Source organism: Streptomyces sp. NPDC005863, from assembly GCF_042871345.1.
Classification (GTDB): domain Bacteria; phylum Actinomycetota; class Actinomycetes; order Streptomycetales; family Streptomycetaceae; genus Streptomyces.
Genome location: NZ_JBIAII010000006.1, coordinates 22,832 through 36,468, shown reverse-complemented (window position 1 = coordinate 36,468; position 13,637 = coordinate 22,832). Strand labels below are relative to the sequence as shown.

Sequence of the window (13,637 nt, the reverse complement as noted above, 5' to 3'; positions counted from 1 at the left end):
GGGGTCACCGGGCGTCCCCCTCAGGGGTACGGGCGGGGGCGCGGCCCGCACCCGGTGGGCCCGCGAACGCCTGGGCGATGTCCAGCCACCGGTCCGCGTCCGCCCCCTCCGCGCGCAGGGCGAGGTCGGCGCGGTGGGCGCGCTGCGTCACGAGCAGGCAGAAGTCGAGTCCGGGCCCGGTCACACGCTGGGCGGCGCCCTCGGGCCCGTACGTCCACACCTCCCCCGACTCCGGCGCGGTCAGCTCGACCCGGAACTCCTCGCCGGGCGCGCTCAGCCCCCGTACCGCGAAGGAGAAGTCACGGGTGCGCACCCCGATCCGCGCCACGTGCCGGAGCCGGTCGGTCGCGGCCCGCCGCACGCCGAGCGCGTCGGCGACGTCCTGGCCGTGCGCCCAGGTCTCCATGAGCCGTGCGCTCGCCATGGACGGCACGGCCATCGGCGGCCCGTACCAGGGAAGGCGGGTGCCGGCGGGTGCCTCGCGCAGGATCCGCGACAGTTCCTCGCGGCCTGTGCGCCAGTGTGCGAGCAGCTCGGCGGGCGGCAGCGCGGCGCCCTCCTCGGCGCCCTCGTCCACGAACGAGCCAGGGGCGGCGGCCGCCTTCTCGACCTCGACGGCGAAGGCGTCCGGGTCGGTGGCGGCGAGCACGGCCGCCCGGTCGGTCCAGGCCAGATGCGCGATCTGGTGGGCGACGGTCCAGCCGGGCGCGGGGGTCGCGAGGGACCAGCGCTCCCGGCTCAACTCCGCTACGAGGCGGTCGAGTTCCTCGCTCTCGCCGCGCAGATCGTCGAGCACGGACAGGGCATCGGGCACGGAACGCTCCCCTCGGGGCAGGGCGATGTGCCTGGGAGCATGGCAGCGCTCGTAGAAACAATCAAGCGTGCTTGCATTACTTTTCGGACGGCTCCGGGAGGGGTTCCTGGCGGGTCTCCGCCCGTGCGCCGACGTCCACCCCGGCCGCAGGCCCCGCCGCCACCGCCCCCGCCCCCTTCGCCCCGCGCCGGCCCACCTGCGTCCGCACCGCGCCCATGCTCGCCGCGATGACCAGGGCGATGGCGAGGGCCTCCGTGACGGACAGGGCCTGGCTCAGGACGAGGAACCCGGCGACGGACGCGATGGCCGGTTCCAGGCTCATCAGGATGGCGAAGGTGTGCGCGGGCAGCCGCCGCAGCGCGAGGAGTTCGAGGGTGTACGGCAGCACGGACGACATCACCGCGACGGCCGCGCCCAGCGCCAGCGCGTCCGGCCGGACCAGCCGCGAGCCGGTCTCGACGATCCCGAGCGGCAGGAACAGCACCGCCGCGACCGCCATCGCGAGGGCCAGACCGTCGGCCTGCGGGAAGCGGCGTCCGGTGCGGGCGCTGAAGAGGATGTACGTCGCCCACATCGCGCCCGCGCCGAGGGCGTAGGCGATACCGGCCGGATCCAGGCCGTCGAGGCCGCCCCCGCCGCCGAGCAGGAAGACGCCGCCGAGGGCGAGCCCGGCCCAGACCAGGTTCATCGCGCGGCGCGAGGCGAGGACGGAGAGCGCGAGCGGGCCGAGGACTTCGAGCGTGACCGCGGGGCCCATGGGGATACGGGCGACGGCCTGGTAGAAGAGGCCGTTCATGCCGGCCATGGCGACGCCGAACGCGACGACCGTGCCCCAGTCGGCGCGCGAGTGGCCGCGGACCTTGGGGCGGCACACGACGAGCAGCACGAGCGCGGCGAAGACGAGGCGCAGCGTGACGATGCCGATCGCGCCGACCCGCGGCATCACGCTCACGGCGACGGCGCCGCCGAACTGGACGGAGATCCCGCCCGCGAGGACGAGCCCGACGGGTCCGAGGTGACCCAGCCGGCCGCGCAGCCCGCCCTCGGCCGCTGCCGCGGGTGCTGCGGCGGGCGATGCGCCGGGCGTTGCGGCGGGCGCTGCCTGGTCGCTGCGGGAGACGTTCACGGGCGAGCCTTTCTGGTGTGCGGTCCGCACTTCCCGGGTTCCCCGGGGGGCCGGGGTTCAGGGTTCAGTTTCCTGGACTGCACCGTTCACGACAGTGCACTAAGACAGGATTGTGGGGCCCGTTGACTGCTGTACGCAACCCACGTCCACATATCGAAGCTACGGCGCTCGGCACGGCTTGTGAAATGCCGATTGTGCTGTCGTTATGCTCCACGGACATGACTGATCCGCCCGTCGAACTGCGCCACCTGCGCTGCTTCCTCGCCGTCGCCGAGGAAGGCAGCGTCACCCGGGCCGCCGCGCGGCTGCGCATCACCCAGCCCGCCGCGTCCCGCACCCTCGCCGCCCTGGAGGACGCGCTCGGCACGCGGCTCGTCGACCGCTCCACGCACCACCTCACGCTCACCGCGGCGGGGCATGCCTTCCGGGACCGGGCGGCGGTCGCCGTCGCCGCGTTCGAGGACGCGCTGGACGCGGGGCGCTCGGTGCGGCGGCCGCTGCGGCTCGGGCACGCGTGGGCGGCGGCGGGTCCCGCCACCACGCCGCTGCTGCGCCGGTGGCGCGCGGCGCACCCCGACGTACCGCTGGAGCTCCTGCGCATCGACGACCGCACCGCCGGGCTGGCCCGCGGCGCGGTCGACGTGGCGCTGCTGCGCGGGCCGGTGGACGTGCCGGGCCTGGTCACCGAGCTTCTGCACGTCGAGCGCCGGGTGGCGGCGGTTCCGGGGGATGGCCCGCTCGCGGAACGTACGACCCTGCGGCTCGCGGATCTGGCGCCGCACACCATCGCGCTCAACGCGGTCTCCGGTACGACCACGCTGGAGCTGTGGCCCGCGGACGTGCGGCCCACGTCCACGATCACTGTCGCCAACACCGACGACTGGCTGGCCGCGATCGCGGCGGATCGCGCGGTGGGCGTCACGACGACGGCGACCCCCGGGATGCACCCGCACCCCGCGGTCGCCTACCGTCCCCTCATCGACGCGCCGCCCCTGCCGGTGGTTCTGGCCTGGCGCGATGGTGCCGCGCGGCACCCGGCGGTGGGGGCGTTGGTGGTGCTGGCCCATGAGGTCCTGGCGGACACGGGCGGCACGTGACGGGCCGCCTCCCGGCCGGCTCGGGAGCGGGGGCGGTTTGCGCCGTTCACCGCGCCCCTGGGTGGGCCGCCTGGACGTTCCCCGCGGGGCTCTGGAGCCGGGGGTTTGCGCAGTTCCCCGCGCCCCTGGGTGGGCCGCCTCAACGTTCCCCGCCCGGCCCCCGGAACCGGGGGATTGCGCAGTTCCCCGCGCCCCTGAATGAGCCACCTCAACGCCCCCCGCGCAACCCCCGGAACCGGGGCATTGCGCAGTTCCCCGCGCCCCTGAATGAGCCACCTCAACGTCCCCCACACGGCCCCCGGAACCGGGGTGTTGCGCAGTTCCCCGCGCCCCTCAATGAGCCACCTCAACGCCCCCCGCGCAACCCCCGGAACCGGGGCATTGCGCAGTTCCCCGCGCCCCTGGGTGGGCCGCCTCAACGTTCCCCGCGCGGCCCCCGCCGCCCCCTCACCCCCGTCCCAACCCCTCCGCCAGCACCTCCGCCAAATGGCGGCCCCGTACTCCGGCCATCTGCGTCAGCTGCGTGCGGCAGGAGAAGCCGTCGGCCAGGATTACCGTGTTCTCGGTGGACGCCGCCCTCACCGACGGCAGCAGTTGTTCCTCCGCGCAGGCCTTCGACACCTCGTAGTGGCCGCGTTCGAAGCCGAAATTGCCCGCCAAGCCGCAGCAGCCGCCCGCCAACTCGCCTTCCAGGCCCGCCTTTTCGCGCAACCTGCGCTCCGCCGCGTCGCCCAGTACCGCGTGCTGGTGGCAGTGGGTCTGGCCGGTCGCGGGGCGGTCGATGCGTGGCGGCTGCCAGTCGGGGGCCAGTTCCTCCAGGGCCTGGGCGAAGGTGCGGACGGAGGTCGCGAGGCGGGCCGCGCGCGGGTCGTCGCCGAGGAGTTCCGCCAGGTCCGAACGCAGGGTCGCGGCGCAGCTCGGCTCCAGGACGACGACCGGCGTACCGGCGTCCAGGAGCGGTTCCATGCGGTCCAGGGTGGTGCGCAGGGCCGTACGGGCTCGGTCGAGTTGGCCCGTCGATACGTACGTCAGGCCGCAGCACACCCGGCCCCGCGGCACCGTCACCGTGAGTCCGGCGGCCTCCAGGACCGCCACCGCGGCCCGGCCCACCGACGGCGAGAGGTGGTCCGTGAAGGTGTCGGGCCAGAGCACGACATCGGGCGGGCTCCCGGCGCCCGGGCCCCCGGCGCGCGGCCTGCCGCGCCACCACCGGCGGAACGTGCGCGGCGCCACCTCAGGGACCGCCCGCTCCGGGGCGATCCCCCCGACCCGCTTGCCGAGTGCGGCCAACGGGCCGACCCGGGCGAGGGTGTTCACGAGGCGTGCCGTGCGCGTCGCCGCCACCGCCCGCAGCCAGCGCGGCAGCCACCCCATGGCGTAGTGCGCGGCCGGCCTGCGACGGCCCCGGTAGTGGTGGTGCAGGAACTCCGCCTTGTACGTGGCCATGTCGACGCCCACCGGGCAGTCCGAGCGGCAGCCCTTGCAGGAGAGGCAGAGGTCGAGCGCGTCCTTGACCTCCGTGGAGCGCCAGCCGTCCGTGACCACCTCGCCCGCGAGCATCTCGTGCAGCAGCCGGGCCCGCCCCCGCGTGGAGTGCGCCTCCTCGCCGGTGACGCGGAAGGACGGGCACATCACGGCGGTGGGTGAAGCGGGCGTGGCGGTACGGCACTTGGCGACGCCCACACATCTGCGTACCGCCGCCGAGAAGTCGCCGCCGTCATGCGGATAGCCGAAGGCGACGTCGACCGGCTCACGCGGCAGCGGGGTGAAGCGCAGGTTCGCGTCGAGCGGGGCGGGCCGTACCAGCATGCCCGGGTTGAGCAGGCCCGCCGGGTCCCAGAGGTCCTTCACGCGCTCGAAGAGGCCGACGAGTTCGGTCCCGTACATCTTCGGCAGGAGTTCCGCGCGGGCCTGCCCGTCACCGTGCTCACCGGAGAGGGAGCCGCCGTGCGCGACGACGACGTCGGCGAGCTCCTCGGAGAAGCGGCGGAAGCGGGCGATGCCGTCCCCGGTGAGCAGGTCGAAGTCGATGCGGACGTGGATGCAGCCGTCCCCGAAGTGCCCGTACGGGGTGCCCCGCAGACCGTGCTCGGCGAGCAGCGCCCTGAAGTCCCTGAGGTAGCCGCCCAGTCGGGCCGGCGGCACCGCGCAGTCCTCCCAGCCGGGCCAGGCCTCCGAGCCGTCCGGCATCCGGGTCGCCGTACCGCTGGCGTCCTCGCGCACCCGCCACAGCGCCCGCTGACCCGCCGGGTCGTCCACGACCAGCGCGTCCACCGTCTCCCCCGCGGCGGCCCGCACCAGCGTGCCGGCGTGCGCGCGGGCCTCGTCCCGGCTCGCGCCGCCGGTCTCGACGAAGAGCCAGGCGCCGCCCCTGGGCAGCCCGTTCGCGCCCTTGACCAGGTCGGCCGCCATGCCCTCGACGGTCAGCGGCCCGTACGGGAGCAGTGCGGCCGCGGTCTCGGCCGCCGCGCTCTCGTCGGCGTACCCGAGCACGGCGAGCGCGCGGGCGCGGGGCGCCTCGACGAGGCGTACGACGGCTTCGGTGAGGACGCCTAGGGTGCCCTCGGAGCCGCAGAAGGCGCGGGCGAGGTCCGGGCCGCGCTCGGGGAGCAGCGCGTCGAGCGCGTAGCCGGAGATGCGGCGCGGGAGGTGGGGGAAGCCGGTGCGCAGCAGCGCCAGGTCGGCGTCGACCAGCGCCCGCAGGCCGTCGGGGGCGCCGTCCCAGCCACGGGCGAGGCGGCGGGGCGTGCCCCGGCCGTCCGTCACGGTGAGGGAGTCGACGTTGTCGGCGGTCGTGCCCCAGGCCACCGAGTGCGAGCCGCAGGAGTTGTTGCCGATCATTCCGCCGAGGGTGCAGCGGCTGTGGGTGGAGGGGTCGGGGCCGAAAGTGAGGCCGTGCGGGGCGGCGGCCGCGCGCAGGTCGTCGAGGACGACGCCCGGCTGGACGACGGCCGTGCGCGCCTCGGGGTCGAGGGACACGATGCGGTTCAGGTGCCGGGTGCAGTCGAGGACGACGCCGGTGCCGGTGGCCTGCCCGGCGATCGAGGTGCCGGCGCCGCGCGGCACGAGCGGCACGTCGTGCTCCCGGCAGACCGCGAGGGCCGCCGCCACGTCGTCCGCGTCGCGCGGGGCGACCACCGCGGCGGGGATCCGGCGGTAGTTGGAGGCGTCCATGGTGTGCAGGGCCCGCGCGGTGACGGAGAGGTCCACCTCGCCGCGCACGGCGGCGCGCAGTTGCCGCGCGAACCCTTCCGGATCGGCCGGGGCGGCCGGGGCGGCCGGGGCGGCCGGATCCCGTTGGCCGGTACGGCCGTCGGTACGCCCGTCGGCACGCCCGTCGGCACGCCGTGCGGGTCCTTCGAAGGCGCCGTCGCGATCGCTCATACGGTCCAGGATGCCCCCGCACCGGCCCCTCGTGACCACCCCGCCGCACCCGTTATCCACCGTTCCGGACGGGAAGATTCCCACCTCGGTCGACAACTCTCCTATAGTGATCCTTACTTGAGCAGAACTTGAGCAGAGTGTGTCGCTTCCGATCGAGGACCCCGATTGATGACCGCGCAAACCCCCCTAGCGCGCCCCGGGACGGAGCACCCTCCGCTGCGTCCCACCGCCTTCGTCCTGCTGGCCTGTGCCGTGGCCTGCGCCGCGCTCACCGGGGCCGCCGTGGCCCTCGCGCCCGCCTCCGTGCGCGCCCCGCTGGCCTGGGGCTCGGGCGCCGCCGCCCTCGCGCTGACCGCCGCGGTGACGCTCGCCTTCCACACCGTACGCACCAACACCCTGTTGCGCCGACGCGTCGAGACGGTACGTCAGGACGCCGGGCGGCTCGTACAGGAGCAGGCCGCACGGACCGACGAGTTCACCCGCGAGCGGACCGCGCTCACCGAGTACTTCGCCCGGGAGCGCACCGAACTCACCGTGCGCGCCCGCCGCGCCGAGTCCGAGCGCGCCGCCGCCCTCGCCGCCTGCGCCAACGCCGCGGGCCGCATGCAGGCGCTGGCCACCGGCATGCTCGCCGACCTGCGCGAGATGGAGGGCAGGCACGCCGACGAGGACGTCCTGACCGACCTCCTCCACCTCGACCACCGCACCGCGCAGGCGGGCCGCATCGCCGACTCCGTGGCCGTGCTCACCGGCGCCCGCTCGGGCCGCCGCTGGGCCCGCCCCATCATCATGGAGTCGATCCTGCGCGGCGCGATGGGCCGCATCGGCGGCTACCAGCGGGTGCGCGTCCACTCGGCCAGCGAGGTCGCGGTCGCCGGCCACGCCGCCGAGGGCGTCATGCACGCCCTGGCCGAACTCCTCGACAACGCCACGAACTTCTCGCCGCCCACCTCCGAAGTGCACGTCTACATCGAGGAGGTCGCGGCCGGCGTCATCATCTCCGTCGAGGACAGCGGCCTCGTGATGGGCCCCGTGCAGCAGCGCCGCGCCGAGCACGCCGTGTCCGGCGAGACGAAGGGGCTCGGCGGTCTGTCCGGGACCCGGCTCGGCCTCGCGGTCGTCGGCAGGCTGGCCCGCAAGCACGGCCTGACGGTCTCGTTCCGCCCCTCGGCCCGCGGCGGCACGGGCGTACTCCTGCTGATACCCCAGGAACTCCTCTCCCGCCCCTCGGAGACGACCCCGGCGCCGGTGCCGACTCCGGTCCCGGCATCCCGCCCGGCCGCGACGGCCCTCCCGGCACCCGCGAGCGCGCCGGAGGAGGCGCGAGGAGAGCCGCGGGGAGAGGTGCGCACGGAGCACCTCGCCGACACCGAGGTCCGGGAACTCCCGACGCGGCGCAGGGACGGCGAGCACGGGCATCCCCCCGCGGCCCCGCAGCCACGGACGAGCCCCGGGCGCCCCACCGAAGACGTCACCGGCACCGGCACCGACGCCCCCCTCCCCAAGCGCCCCCGCGGCCGCACCCTCGCCGCCGCCGAGCGGGCCCGCGCCGACAGCGACACCGGGGAGACCCCGATCCGGTCCCACGCCGCGGCCGCCGCGAGCACCGCGGCCCGCTTCAGCAGCTTCCGCCAGGCCGTCCGCACCACGCCCACGGCCACGGACGCCGGCACGGACACCGGCACGGACGCCTCGGCCCCGGCTGAGGACGCAGACGCAACTCCCCCGCACCCGGAAGGCGACACCCCCCGATGACCACCGGCACCACCTCCGGCAGCTCCACCCCCGGCAGCTCCACCCCTGGCGGCACCACCCCCGGCACCACCACCGACGAAAAGCTCACCTGGCTCCTCGTCGGGCTCCTGGAGCGCACCCCCGGCGCCCGGCACGCCCTCGTGCTCTCCCGGGACGGCCTCAAGCTGTGCCGCACCCCGGAGCTCTCCGTCGACCAGGCCGACCAGCTCGCCGCGATAGCCGCCGGCATCCAGTCCCTGTCACACGGCGCGTCCGCCGAGTTCGGCGACGGCAGCGGCGGGGTCCGCTCCGCGATGGCCGAGTTCTACGGCGGCATCCTCTTCATCGTCGAGGCCGGCGAGGGCGCGCACCTCGCGGTCATCGCCGCCGAGGACGCCGACGCGGGCCTCGTCGGGCACACCATGAGCGAACTCGTCGAGCAGCTCGGCGAGTACCTGCGCGCCGCGCCCCGCGCCGACGACGGCCCCCGCACCCCGCCCGCCTCATGAGCCGCCCCGGCCGGGACGACACCCCCGACCGGCTGTACACCCTCACGCAGGGACGCAGCCGGTCGGCGCCCGACACCCCCTTCGACCTGGTGACCCTCGTCGTCGCCGAGTCCGGCCCCGTCCCCGGCATGCAGTCCGAGCACACCGCCATCCTGCGGATGTGCCGGCTGCCCACCGCCGTCGTGGAGGTCGCCGCCGAACTCGGCCTGCCGGTGAGCATCACCCGCATCCTGCTGTCCGACCTGCTCGACGCGGGCCGGATCAGCGCCCGCCACCCGCGCCCCACCGGCGACCACAGCCTTCCCGACCCCGACATCCTGGAGCAGGTGCTCGTTGGACTCCGCAATCTCTGAACGCAGCGCCGCCGGGGCCTCCCGAACGGAACTGACCGCCACCGCCGACAACGGCCTGAAGATCGTCGTGGTCGGGGGCTTCGGCGTCGGCAAGACGACGCTCGTACGCTCCGTCAGCGAGATCCGTCCCCTCAACACCGAGGAGACGATGACGCAGGCCGGGCGGGGCATCGACGAGACCGGCGGCCTCGACGGGCTGCGCGCCAAGACGTCCACCACCGTGGCCTTCGACTTCGGCCGCATCACCCTCGACGCGCACAACGTCCTCTACCTCTTCGGCGCCCCCGGCCAGGAGCGCTTCTGGTTCCTGTGGGACCGCCTCTTCTCCGGCACGCTCGGCGCGGTCGTCCTCGTCGACACCCGCCGCCTGGAGGACTCCTGGTACGCGATCGACCGCCTGGAGCACCACGGCACGCCGTTCATCGTGGCCCGCAACACGTTCGACGGCGGCCCCGCGCACACCCCCGAGCAGCTGCGCGAGGCGCTCGACCTCGACCCCGGGGTGCCGCTCGTCGACTGCGACGCCCGCTCCCGCGCGTCCAGCAGGGACGTGCTGATCACGCTCGTGGAACACCTCACGTCGCTGTACGCGGCGCAGCGCAACGCCTCCCAGGAGACCCCCCAGTGACCTGCCCCGTAACCGGCGCCGGAGCCGCCGCGCCCGGCCCCGTCCCGCTCTCCGGACCGCGGTTCGCCACCGACCCGACCCGGCTGTACCGGGAGATGCGCCGCGACCACGGCCCCGTCGCCCCCGTACTCCTGGACGGCGGCATACCGGCCTGGCTGGTGCTCGGCTACCGCGAGCTGCACCAGGTCACCGGCGACCCGGCGCTCTACAGCCGCGACTCCGAGCTGTGGAACCAGTGGCCGAACATCCCCGCCGACTGGCCGCTGCTTCCGATGATCGGCCACCGGCAGCCGTCCATCCTCTACACCGTCGGCGAGCGGCACACCCGGCGCGCCGCGATGATCGCGCACGCCCTCGAAGGCGTCGACCCCTTCGAACTCAAGGCGCACGCCGAGCAGTTCGCGGACGAGCTCATCGACCGGTTCTGCGGCAAGGGCGCCACGGAGATCGTCGCCGAGTACGCGATGCTGCTCCCGGTCCGCGTCCTGGCCCGTATCTACGGCTTCTCCGACGAGCAGGGCCCCGGCCTGGTCACCGCGTTGAACGACATGATCGACGGCCGCGAACGGGCGCTGGCGGGCGCGCAGCACCTGGCCGAGTCGATGGCACGGCTCATCGCCGACAAGCACACCGCACCGGGCGACGACGTCGCCTCGTACATGCTGGAGACCCAGGCCGCCGACGGCGACGAGGGCTTCACGGACGAGGAGATCGCCCAGGACCTGATGGTGATGATGGCCGCGGGCCACCAGCCGACCGCCGACTGGATCGGCAACTCGCTGCGCCTGATGCTGACCGACGACCGCTTCGCCGCGTCCCTCTTCGGCGGCCGGCACAGTGTCGCCGAGGCCATGAACGAGGTCCTGTGGGAGGACACCCCGACGCAGAACGTCGCAGGCCGCTGGGCCTCCCGCGACACCCAGCTGGGCGGCCGCCGCGTCAACGCCGGCGACCTGCTCCTGCTCGGCCTCGCCGCCGCCAACTCCGACCCGCAGGTCCGCACCGACGGCTCGGCGCTGACCGGCGGCAACAGCGCCCACTTCTCCTTCGGGCACGGCGAGCACCGCTGTCCCTTCCCCGCCCAGGAGGTCGCCGAGGTCATCGCGCGGACCGGCATCGAGGTCCTCCTCGACCGGCTGCCCGACCTCGACCTCGCGGTCCCGGCCGACGCCCTGACCCGCCGCCCGTCCCCCTGGCTGCGCGGCCTCACGGACCTCCCGGTGAGCTTCACCCCGACCCCGACCTCAGCGTTTGGAGACCTCAGATGACGCGCATCGCCCTGGATCCGTTCGTCACCGACCTCGACGCGGAGAGCGCCCGGCTGCGCGCGGCGGGCCCCCTCGCCGAGGCGGAGCTGCCCGGCGGCGTCCCCGTGTGGGCGGTCACGCACCACGCCGAGGCCCGCCAACTCCTCAACGACAAGCGGCTGGTGAAGGACATCGAGGTCTGGGGCGCCTGGCGGCGCGGCGAGATCCCCGCCGACTGGCCGCTGATCGGCCTCGCCAATCCGGGCCGTTCCATGCTGACGGTGGACGGCGAGGAGCACCGCAGGATGCGCACGCTGGTCGCGCAGGCGTTGACGCCGCGCCGGGTGGAGCGGATGCGGGAGCGCGTCGCGGAGCTGACGACGGCCCTCCTGGACCGGCTCCCCGAGGGCCCCGGCCCCATCGACCTGAAGGCGGAGTTCGCCTACCCCCTGCCCATGTACGTCATCAGCGACCTGATGGGCATAGAGGAGGCGGACCACCCCCGCCTCAAGATTCTCTTCGACAAGTTCTTCTCGACGCAGACGCCCCCCGAGGAGGTCATGGCGACGCTCGGCGAACTCGCCGAGATGATGGGCAAGGTCGTCGCGGCCCGCCGCGCGGAGCCGGGCGACGACCTGACGAGCGCGCTGATCCTGGCCTCGGAGAACGGCGACCACCTCACGGACGCGGAGATCCTCTCCACGCTCCAGCTGATGGTCGCGGCGGGCCACGAGACGACGATCTCCCTCATCGTCAACGCGGTGGTGAACCTCTCCGCCCACCCCGACCAGCTCGCCCTGGTCCTCGCCGGCGAGGTGGGCTGGGACGCGGTGATCGAGGAGACCCTGCGCTACGCGACCCCCACGTCGCACGTCCTGATCCGCTTCGCCGCGGAGGACGTCCCCGTAGGGGACAAGGTGATCCCGAAGGGTGACGCGCTGATCGTCTCGTACGGCGCGATAGGCCGCGACGAACGGGCCCACGGCCCCACGGCGACCACGTTCGACATCACCCGCACGTCGCCGACCCGCCACATCTCCTTCGGCCACGGCCCGCACGTGTGCCCCGGAGCGGCACTCTCCCGCCTGGAGGCGGGCGTGGCCCTCCCGTCCCTGTACGCCCGCTTCCCGAACCTGACCCTGGCGGTCCCCCACGGTTCCCTCCGCAACAAGCCGGTGGTGACGCAGAACGACTTGTACGAGTTGCCGGTGCTCCTCGGCGGCGAGGCGCAACAAATCAGCCCCTCCGGCGCTTGAGGAGCGGGGTCCGGGGCGGAGCCCCGAGGCGTCCACCGGTGGGGCGCGGGGCACGGGATCCCGAGCCCGTCCGGCGATTGAGGACGAGCGCGCAGCGCGAGGAATCAGCCCCTCCGGCACCTGAGGAGCGGGGCCCGGGGCAGAGCCCCGAGACGCCCACCGGTGGGGCGCGGGGCACGGCATCCCGAGCCCGTCCGGCGATTGAGGACGAGCGCGCAGCGCGAGGAATCAGCCCCTCCGGCGCTTGAGGAGCGGGGTCCGGGGCGGAGCCCCGAGACGTCCACCCCGGGTGACCGAGGATCTCAGCCGACGGACACCACCAAGACGGCGAGCCCTGAGCCGCTAGGCTCCCCCCGTGGCTGAGATCCAGATTCCCGCTGACATGAAGCCCGCCGACGGCCGTTTCGGCGCGGGCCCCTCCAAGGTGCGTACGGAGGCGCTGGACGCCCTGGCCGCCACCGGCACCTCCCTCCTCGGCACCTCCCACCGCCAGGCCCCGGTCAAGAACCTGGTCGGGCGCGTGCGCGAGGGCATCGCCGACCTCTTCTCCCTCCCCGAGGGATACGAGGTGATCCTCGGCAACGGCGGCTCTACCGCGTTCTGGGACGTGGCGACGCACGGCCTGATCGAGAACAAGTCGCAGCACCTCACCTTCGGCGAGTTCTCCTCCAAGTTCGCGAAGGCGTCGAAGCTCGCCCCGTGGCTGGCCGAGCCGACCGTGATCAAGAGCGACCCGGGCACGCACCCGGACCCGAAGGCGGAGGCGGGCGTCGACGTCTACGCCTTCACGCACAACGAGACCTCGACCGGCGTCGCGGCGCCGATCAAGCGGGTCGAGGGCGCCGACGCCGGCTCCCTCGTCCTCGTGGACGCCACGTCCGGCGCGGGCGGCCTGCCGGTCGACGTCGCCGAGACGGACGTCTACTACTTCGCCCCGCAGAAGTCGTTCGCGTCGGACGGCGGCCTGTGGCTGGCCGCGTTCTCCCCGGCGGCGATCGAGCGCGCCGAGCGCATCCACGCGTCCGGCCGGCACATCCCCGAGTTTTTCTCGCTGCCCACGGCGATCGACAACTCCCGCAAGAACCAGACGTACAACACCCCGGCCCTCGCCACGCTCTTCCTGCTCGCCGAGCAACTGGACTGGATGAACTCGCAGGGTGGCCTGGAGTTCACGACGGGCCGCACGGCCGCGTCCTCGCGCACGCTGTACGGCTGGGCCGAGGAGTCCAAGTACGCGACGCCGTTCGTGACGGACCCGGCGAAGCGGTCGCAGGTCATCGGCACGATCGACTTCGCGGACGAGATCGACGCGGGCGCGGTGGCGAAGGCTCTGCGCGCGAACGGGATCGTGGACACGGAGCCGTACCGGAAGCTGGGCCGCAACCAGCTCCGCGTGGCGATGTTCCCGGCGATCGATCCGGCGGACGTCGAGGCGCTGACGAAGTGCATCGACTACGTGATCGACAAGCTCTAAGGATGTGCTGCGCGA

The 13,637-nt window shown here is 74.2% G+C and carries 11 protein-coding genes; 8 read left to right on the top strand and 3 right to left on the bottom strand.

Annotated features, from left to right (window positions below):
• Positions 1-4 precede the first annotated feature (4 nt).
• Positions 5-814, bottom strand: a complete 810-nt coding sequence (locus ACFYO9_RS21710) for a TIGR03084 family metal-binding protein (protein WP_358778714.1) — start codon at positions 812-814, stop codon at positions 5-7.
• Positions 815-890: 76 nt separating this feature from the next.
• A complete protein-coding gene (locus tag ACFYO9_RS21705; protein ID WP_358778715.1) occupies positions 891-1,940 on the bottom strand; it encodes an EamA family transporter in 1,050 nt (349 codons plus the stop codon).
• 218 nt (positions 1,941-2,158) lie between these two features.
• Between ACFYO9_RS21705 and ACFYO9_RS21700 the strand changes: the two genes are divergently transcribed.
• Positions 2,159-3,037: a LysR family transcriptional regulator gene (locus tag ACFYO9_RS21700; protein ID WP_358778716.1), complete on the top strand. Its 879-nt coding sequence runs from the start codon at positions 2,159-2,161 to the stop codon at positions 3,035-3,037.
• Between the two features lie 447 nt (positions 3,038-3,484).
• Here the strand turns inward: ACFYO9_RS21700 and ACFYO9_RS21695 are convergent, their stop codons facing one another.
• Complete coding sequence (locus ACFYO9_RS21695) at positions 3,485-6,211, bottom strand: FAD-binding and (Fe-S)-binding domain-containing protein (protein WP_358778741.1); 2,727 nt, start codon at positions 6,209-6,211, stop codon at positions 3,485-3,487.
• Between the two features lie 378 nt (positions 6,212-6,589).
• On the opposite strand from ACFYO9_RS21695, the gene ACFYO9_RS21690 reads away from it, so the two are divergent.
• The 7 genes from ACFYO9_RS21690 to serC all read left to right on the top strand — a co-directional run bounded on the left by ACFYO9_RS21690 (position 6,590) and on the right by serC (position 13,622).
• On the top strand, positions 6,590-8,176 hold the full coding sequence (locus ACFYO9_RS21690; protein ID WP_358778717.1) for an ATP-binding protein: 1,587 nt from the start codon (positions 6,590-6,592) through the stop codon (positions 8,174-8,176).
• Positions 8,173-8,664, top strand: coding sequence for a roadblock/LC7 domain-containing protein (locus ACFYO9_RS21685; protein ID WP_358778718.1), 492 nt, complete (start codon positions 8,173-8,175; stop codon positions 8,662-8,664). Before ACFYO9_RS21690 ends, ACFYO9_RS21685 begins: the two co-directional genes overlap by 4 nt.
• Entirely contained in the window at positions 8,661-9,017 is a 357-nt protein-coding gene (locus ACFYO9_RS21680) for a DUF742 domain-containing protein (RefSeq protein ID WP_355807886.1), read from the top strand. Before ACFYO9_RS21685 ends, ACFYO9_RS21680 begins: the two co-directional genes overlap by 4 nt.
• On the top strand, positions 8,998-9,645 hold the full coding sequence (locus ACFYO9_RS21675; protein WP_355807888.1) for an ATP/GTP-binding protein: 648 nt from the start codon (positions 8,998-9,000) through the stop codon (positions 9,643-9,645). The genes ACFYO9_RS21680 and ACFYO9_RS21675 overlap by 20 nt, the downstream gene beginning before the upstream one ends.
• Positions 9,642-10,913, top strand: coding sequence for a cytochrome P450 (locus tag ACFYO9_RS21670; RefSeq protein ID WP_355807890.1), 1,272 nt, complete (start codon positions 9,642-9,644; stop codon positions 10,911-10,913). The genes ACFYO9_RS21675 and ACFYO9_RS21670 overlap by 4 nt, the downstream gene beginning before the upstream one ends.
• Positions 10,910-12,148 carry a cytochrome P450 gene (locus tag ACFYO9_RS21665; protein WP_358778719.1) on the top strand — a complete coding sequence of 413 codons (1,239 nt, stop codon included), beginning with the start codon at positions 10,910-10,912 and terminating at the stop codon, positions 12,146-12,148. The genes ACFYO9_RS21670 and ACFYO9_RS21665 overlap by 4 nt, the downstream gene beginning before the upstream one ends.
• Before the next feature lie 355 nt (positions 12,149-12,503).
• Complete coding sequence (serC, locus tag ACFYO9_RS21660; RefSeq protein WP_358710466.1) at positions 12,504-13,622, top strand: phosphoserine transaminase; 1,119 nt, start codon at positions 12,504-12,506, stop codon at positions 13,620-13,622.
• Positions 13,623-13,637 lie beyond the last annotated feature (15 nt).

Bases quoted from the DNA above. Each gene is read 5' to 3' on its own strand.
- ACFYO9_RS21665 (WP_358778719.1), top strand. From the start codon at position 10,910: ATGACGCGCATCGCCCTGGATCCGTTCGTCACCGACCTCGACGCGGAG.
- ACFYO9_RS21700 (WP_358778716.1), top strand. From the start codon at position 2,159: ATGACTGATCCGCCCGTCGAACTGCGCCACCTGCGCTGCTTCCTCGCC.
- ACFYO9_RS21680 (WP_355807886.1), top strand. From the start codon at position 8,661: ATGAGCCGCCCCGGCCGGGACGACACCCCCGACCGGCTGTACACCCTC.
- ACFYO9_RS21690 (WP_358778717.1), top strand. From the start codon at position 6,590: ATGACCGCGCAAACCCCCCTAGCGCGCCCCGGGACGGAGCACCCTCCG.
- ACFYO9_RS21685 (WP_358778718.1), top strand. From the start codon at position 8,173: ATGACCACCGGCACCACCTCCGGCAGCTCCACCCCCGGCAGCTCCACC.
- ACFYO9_RS21695 (WP_358778741.1), bottom strand. From the start codon at position 6,211: ATGGACGCCTCCAACTACCGCCGGATCCCCGCCGCGGTGGTCGCCCCG.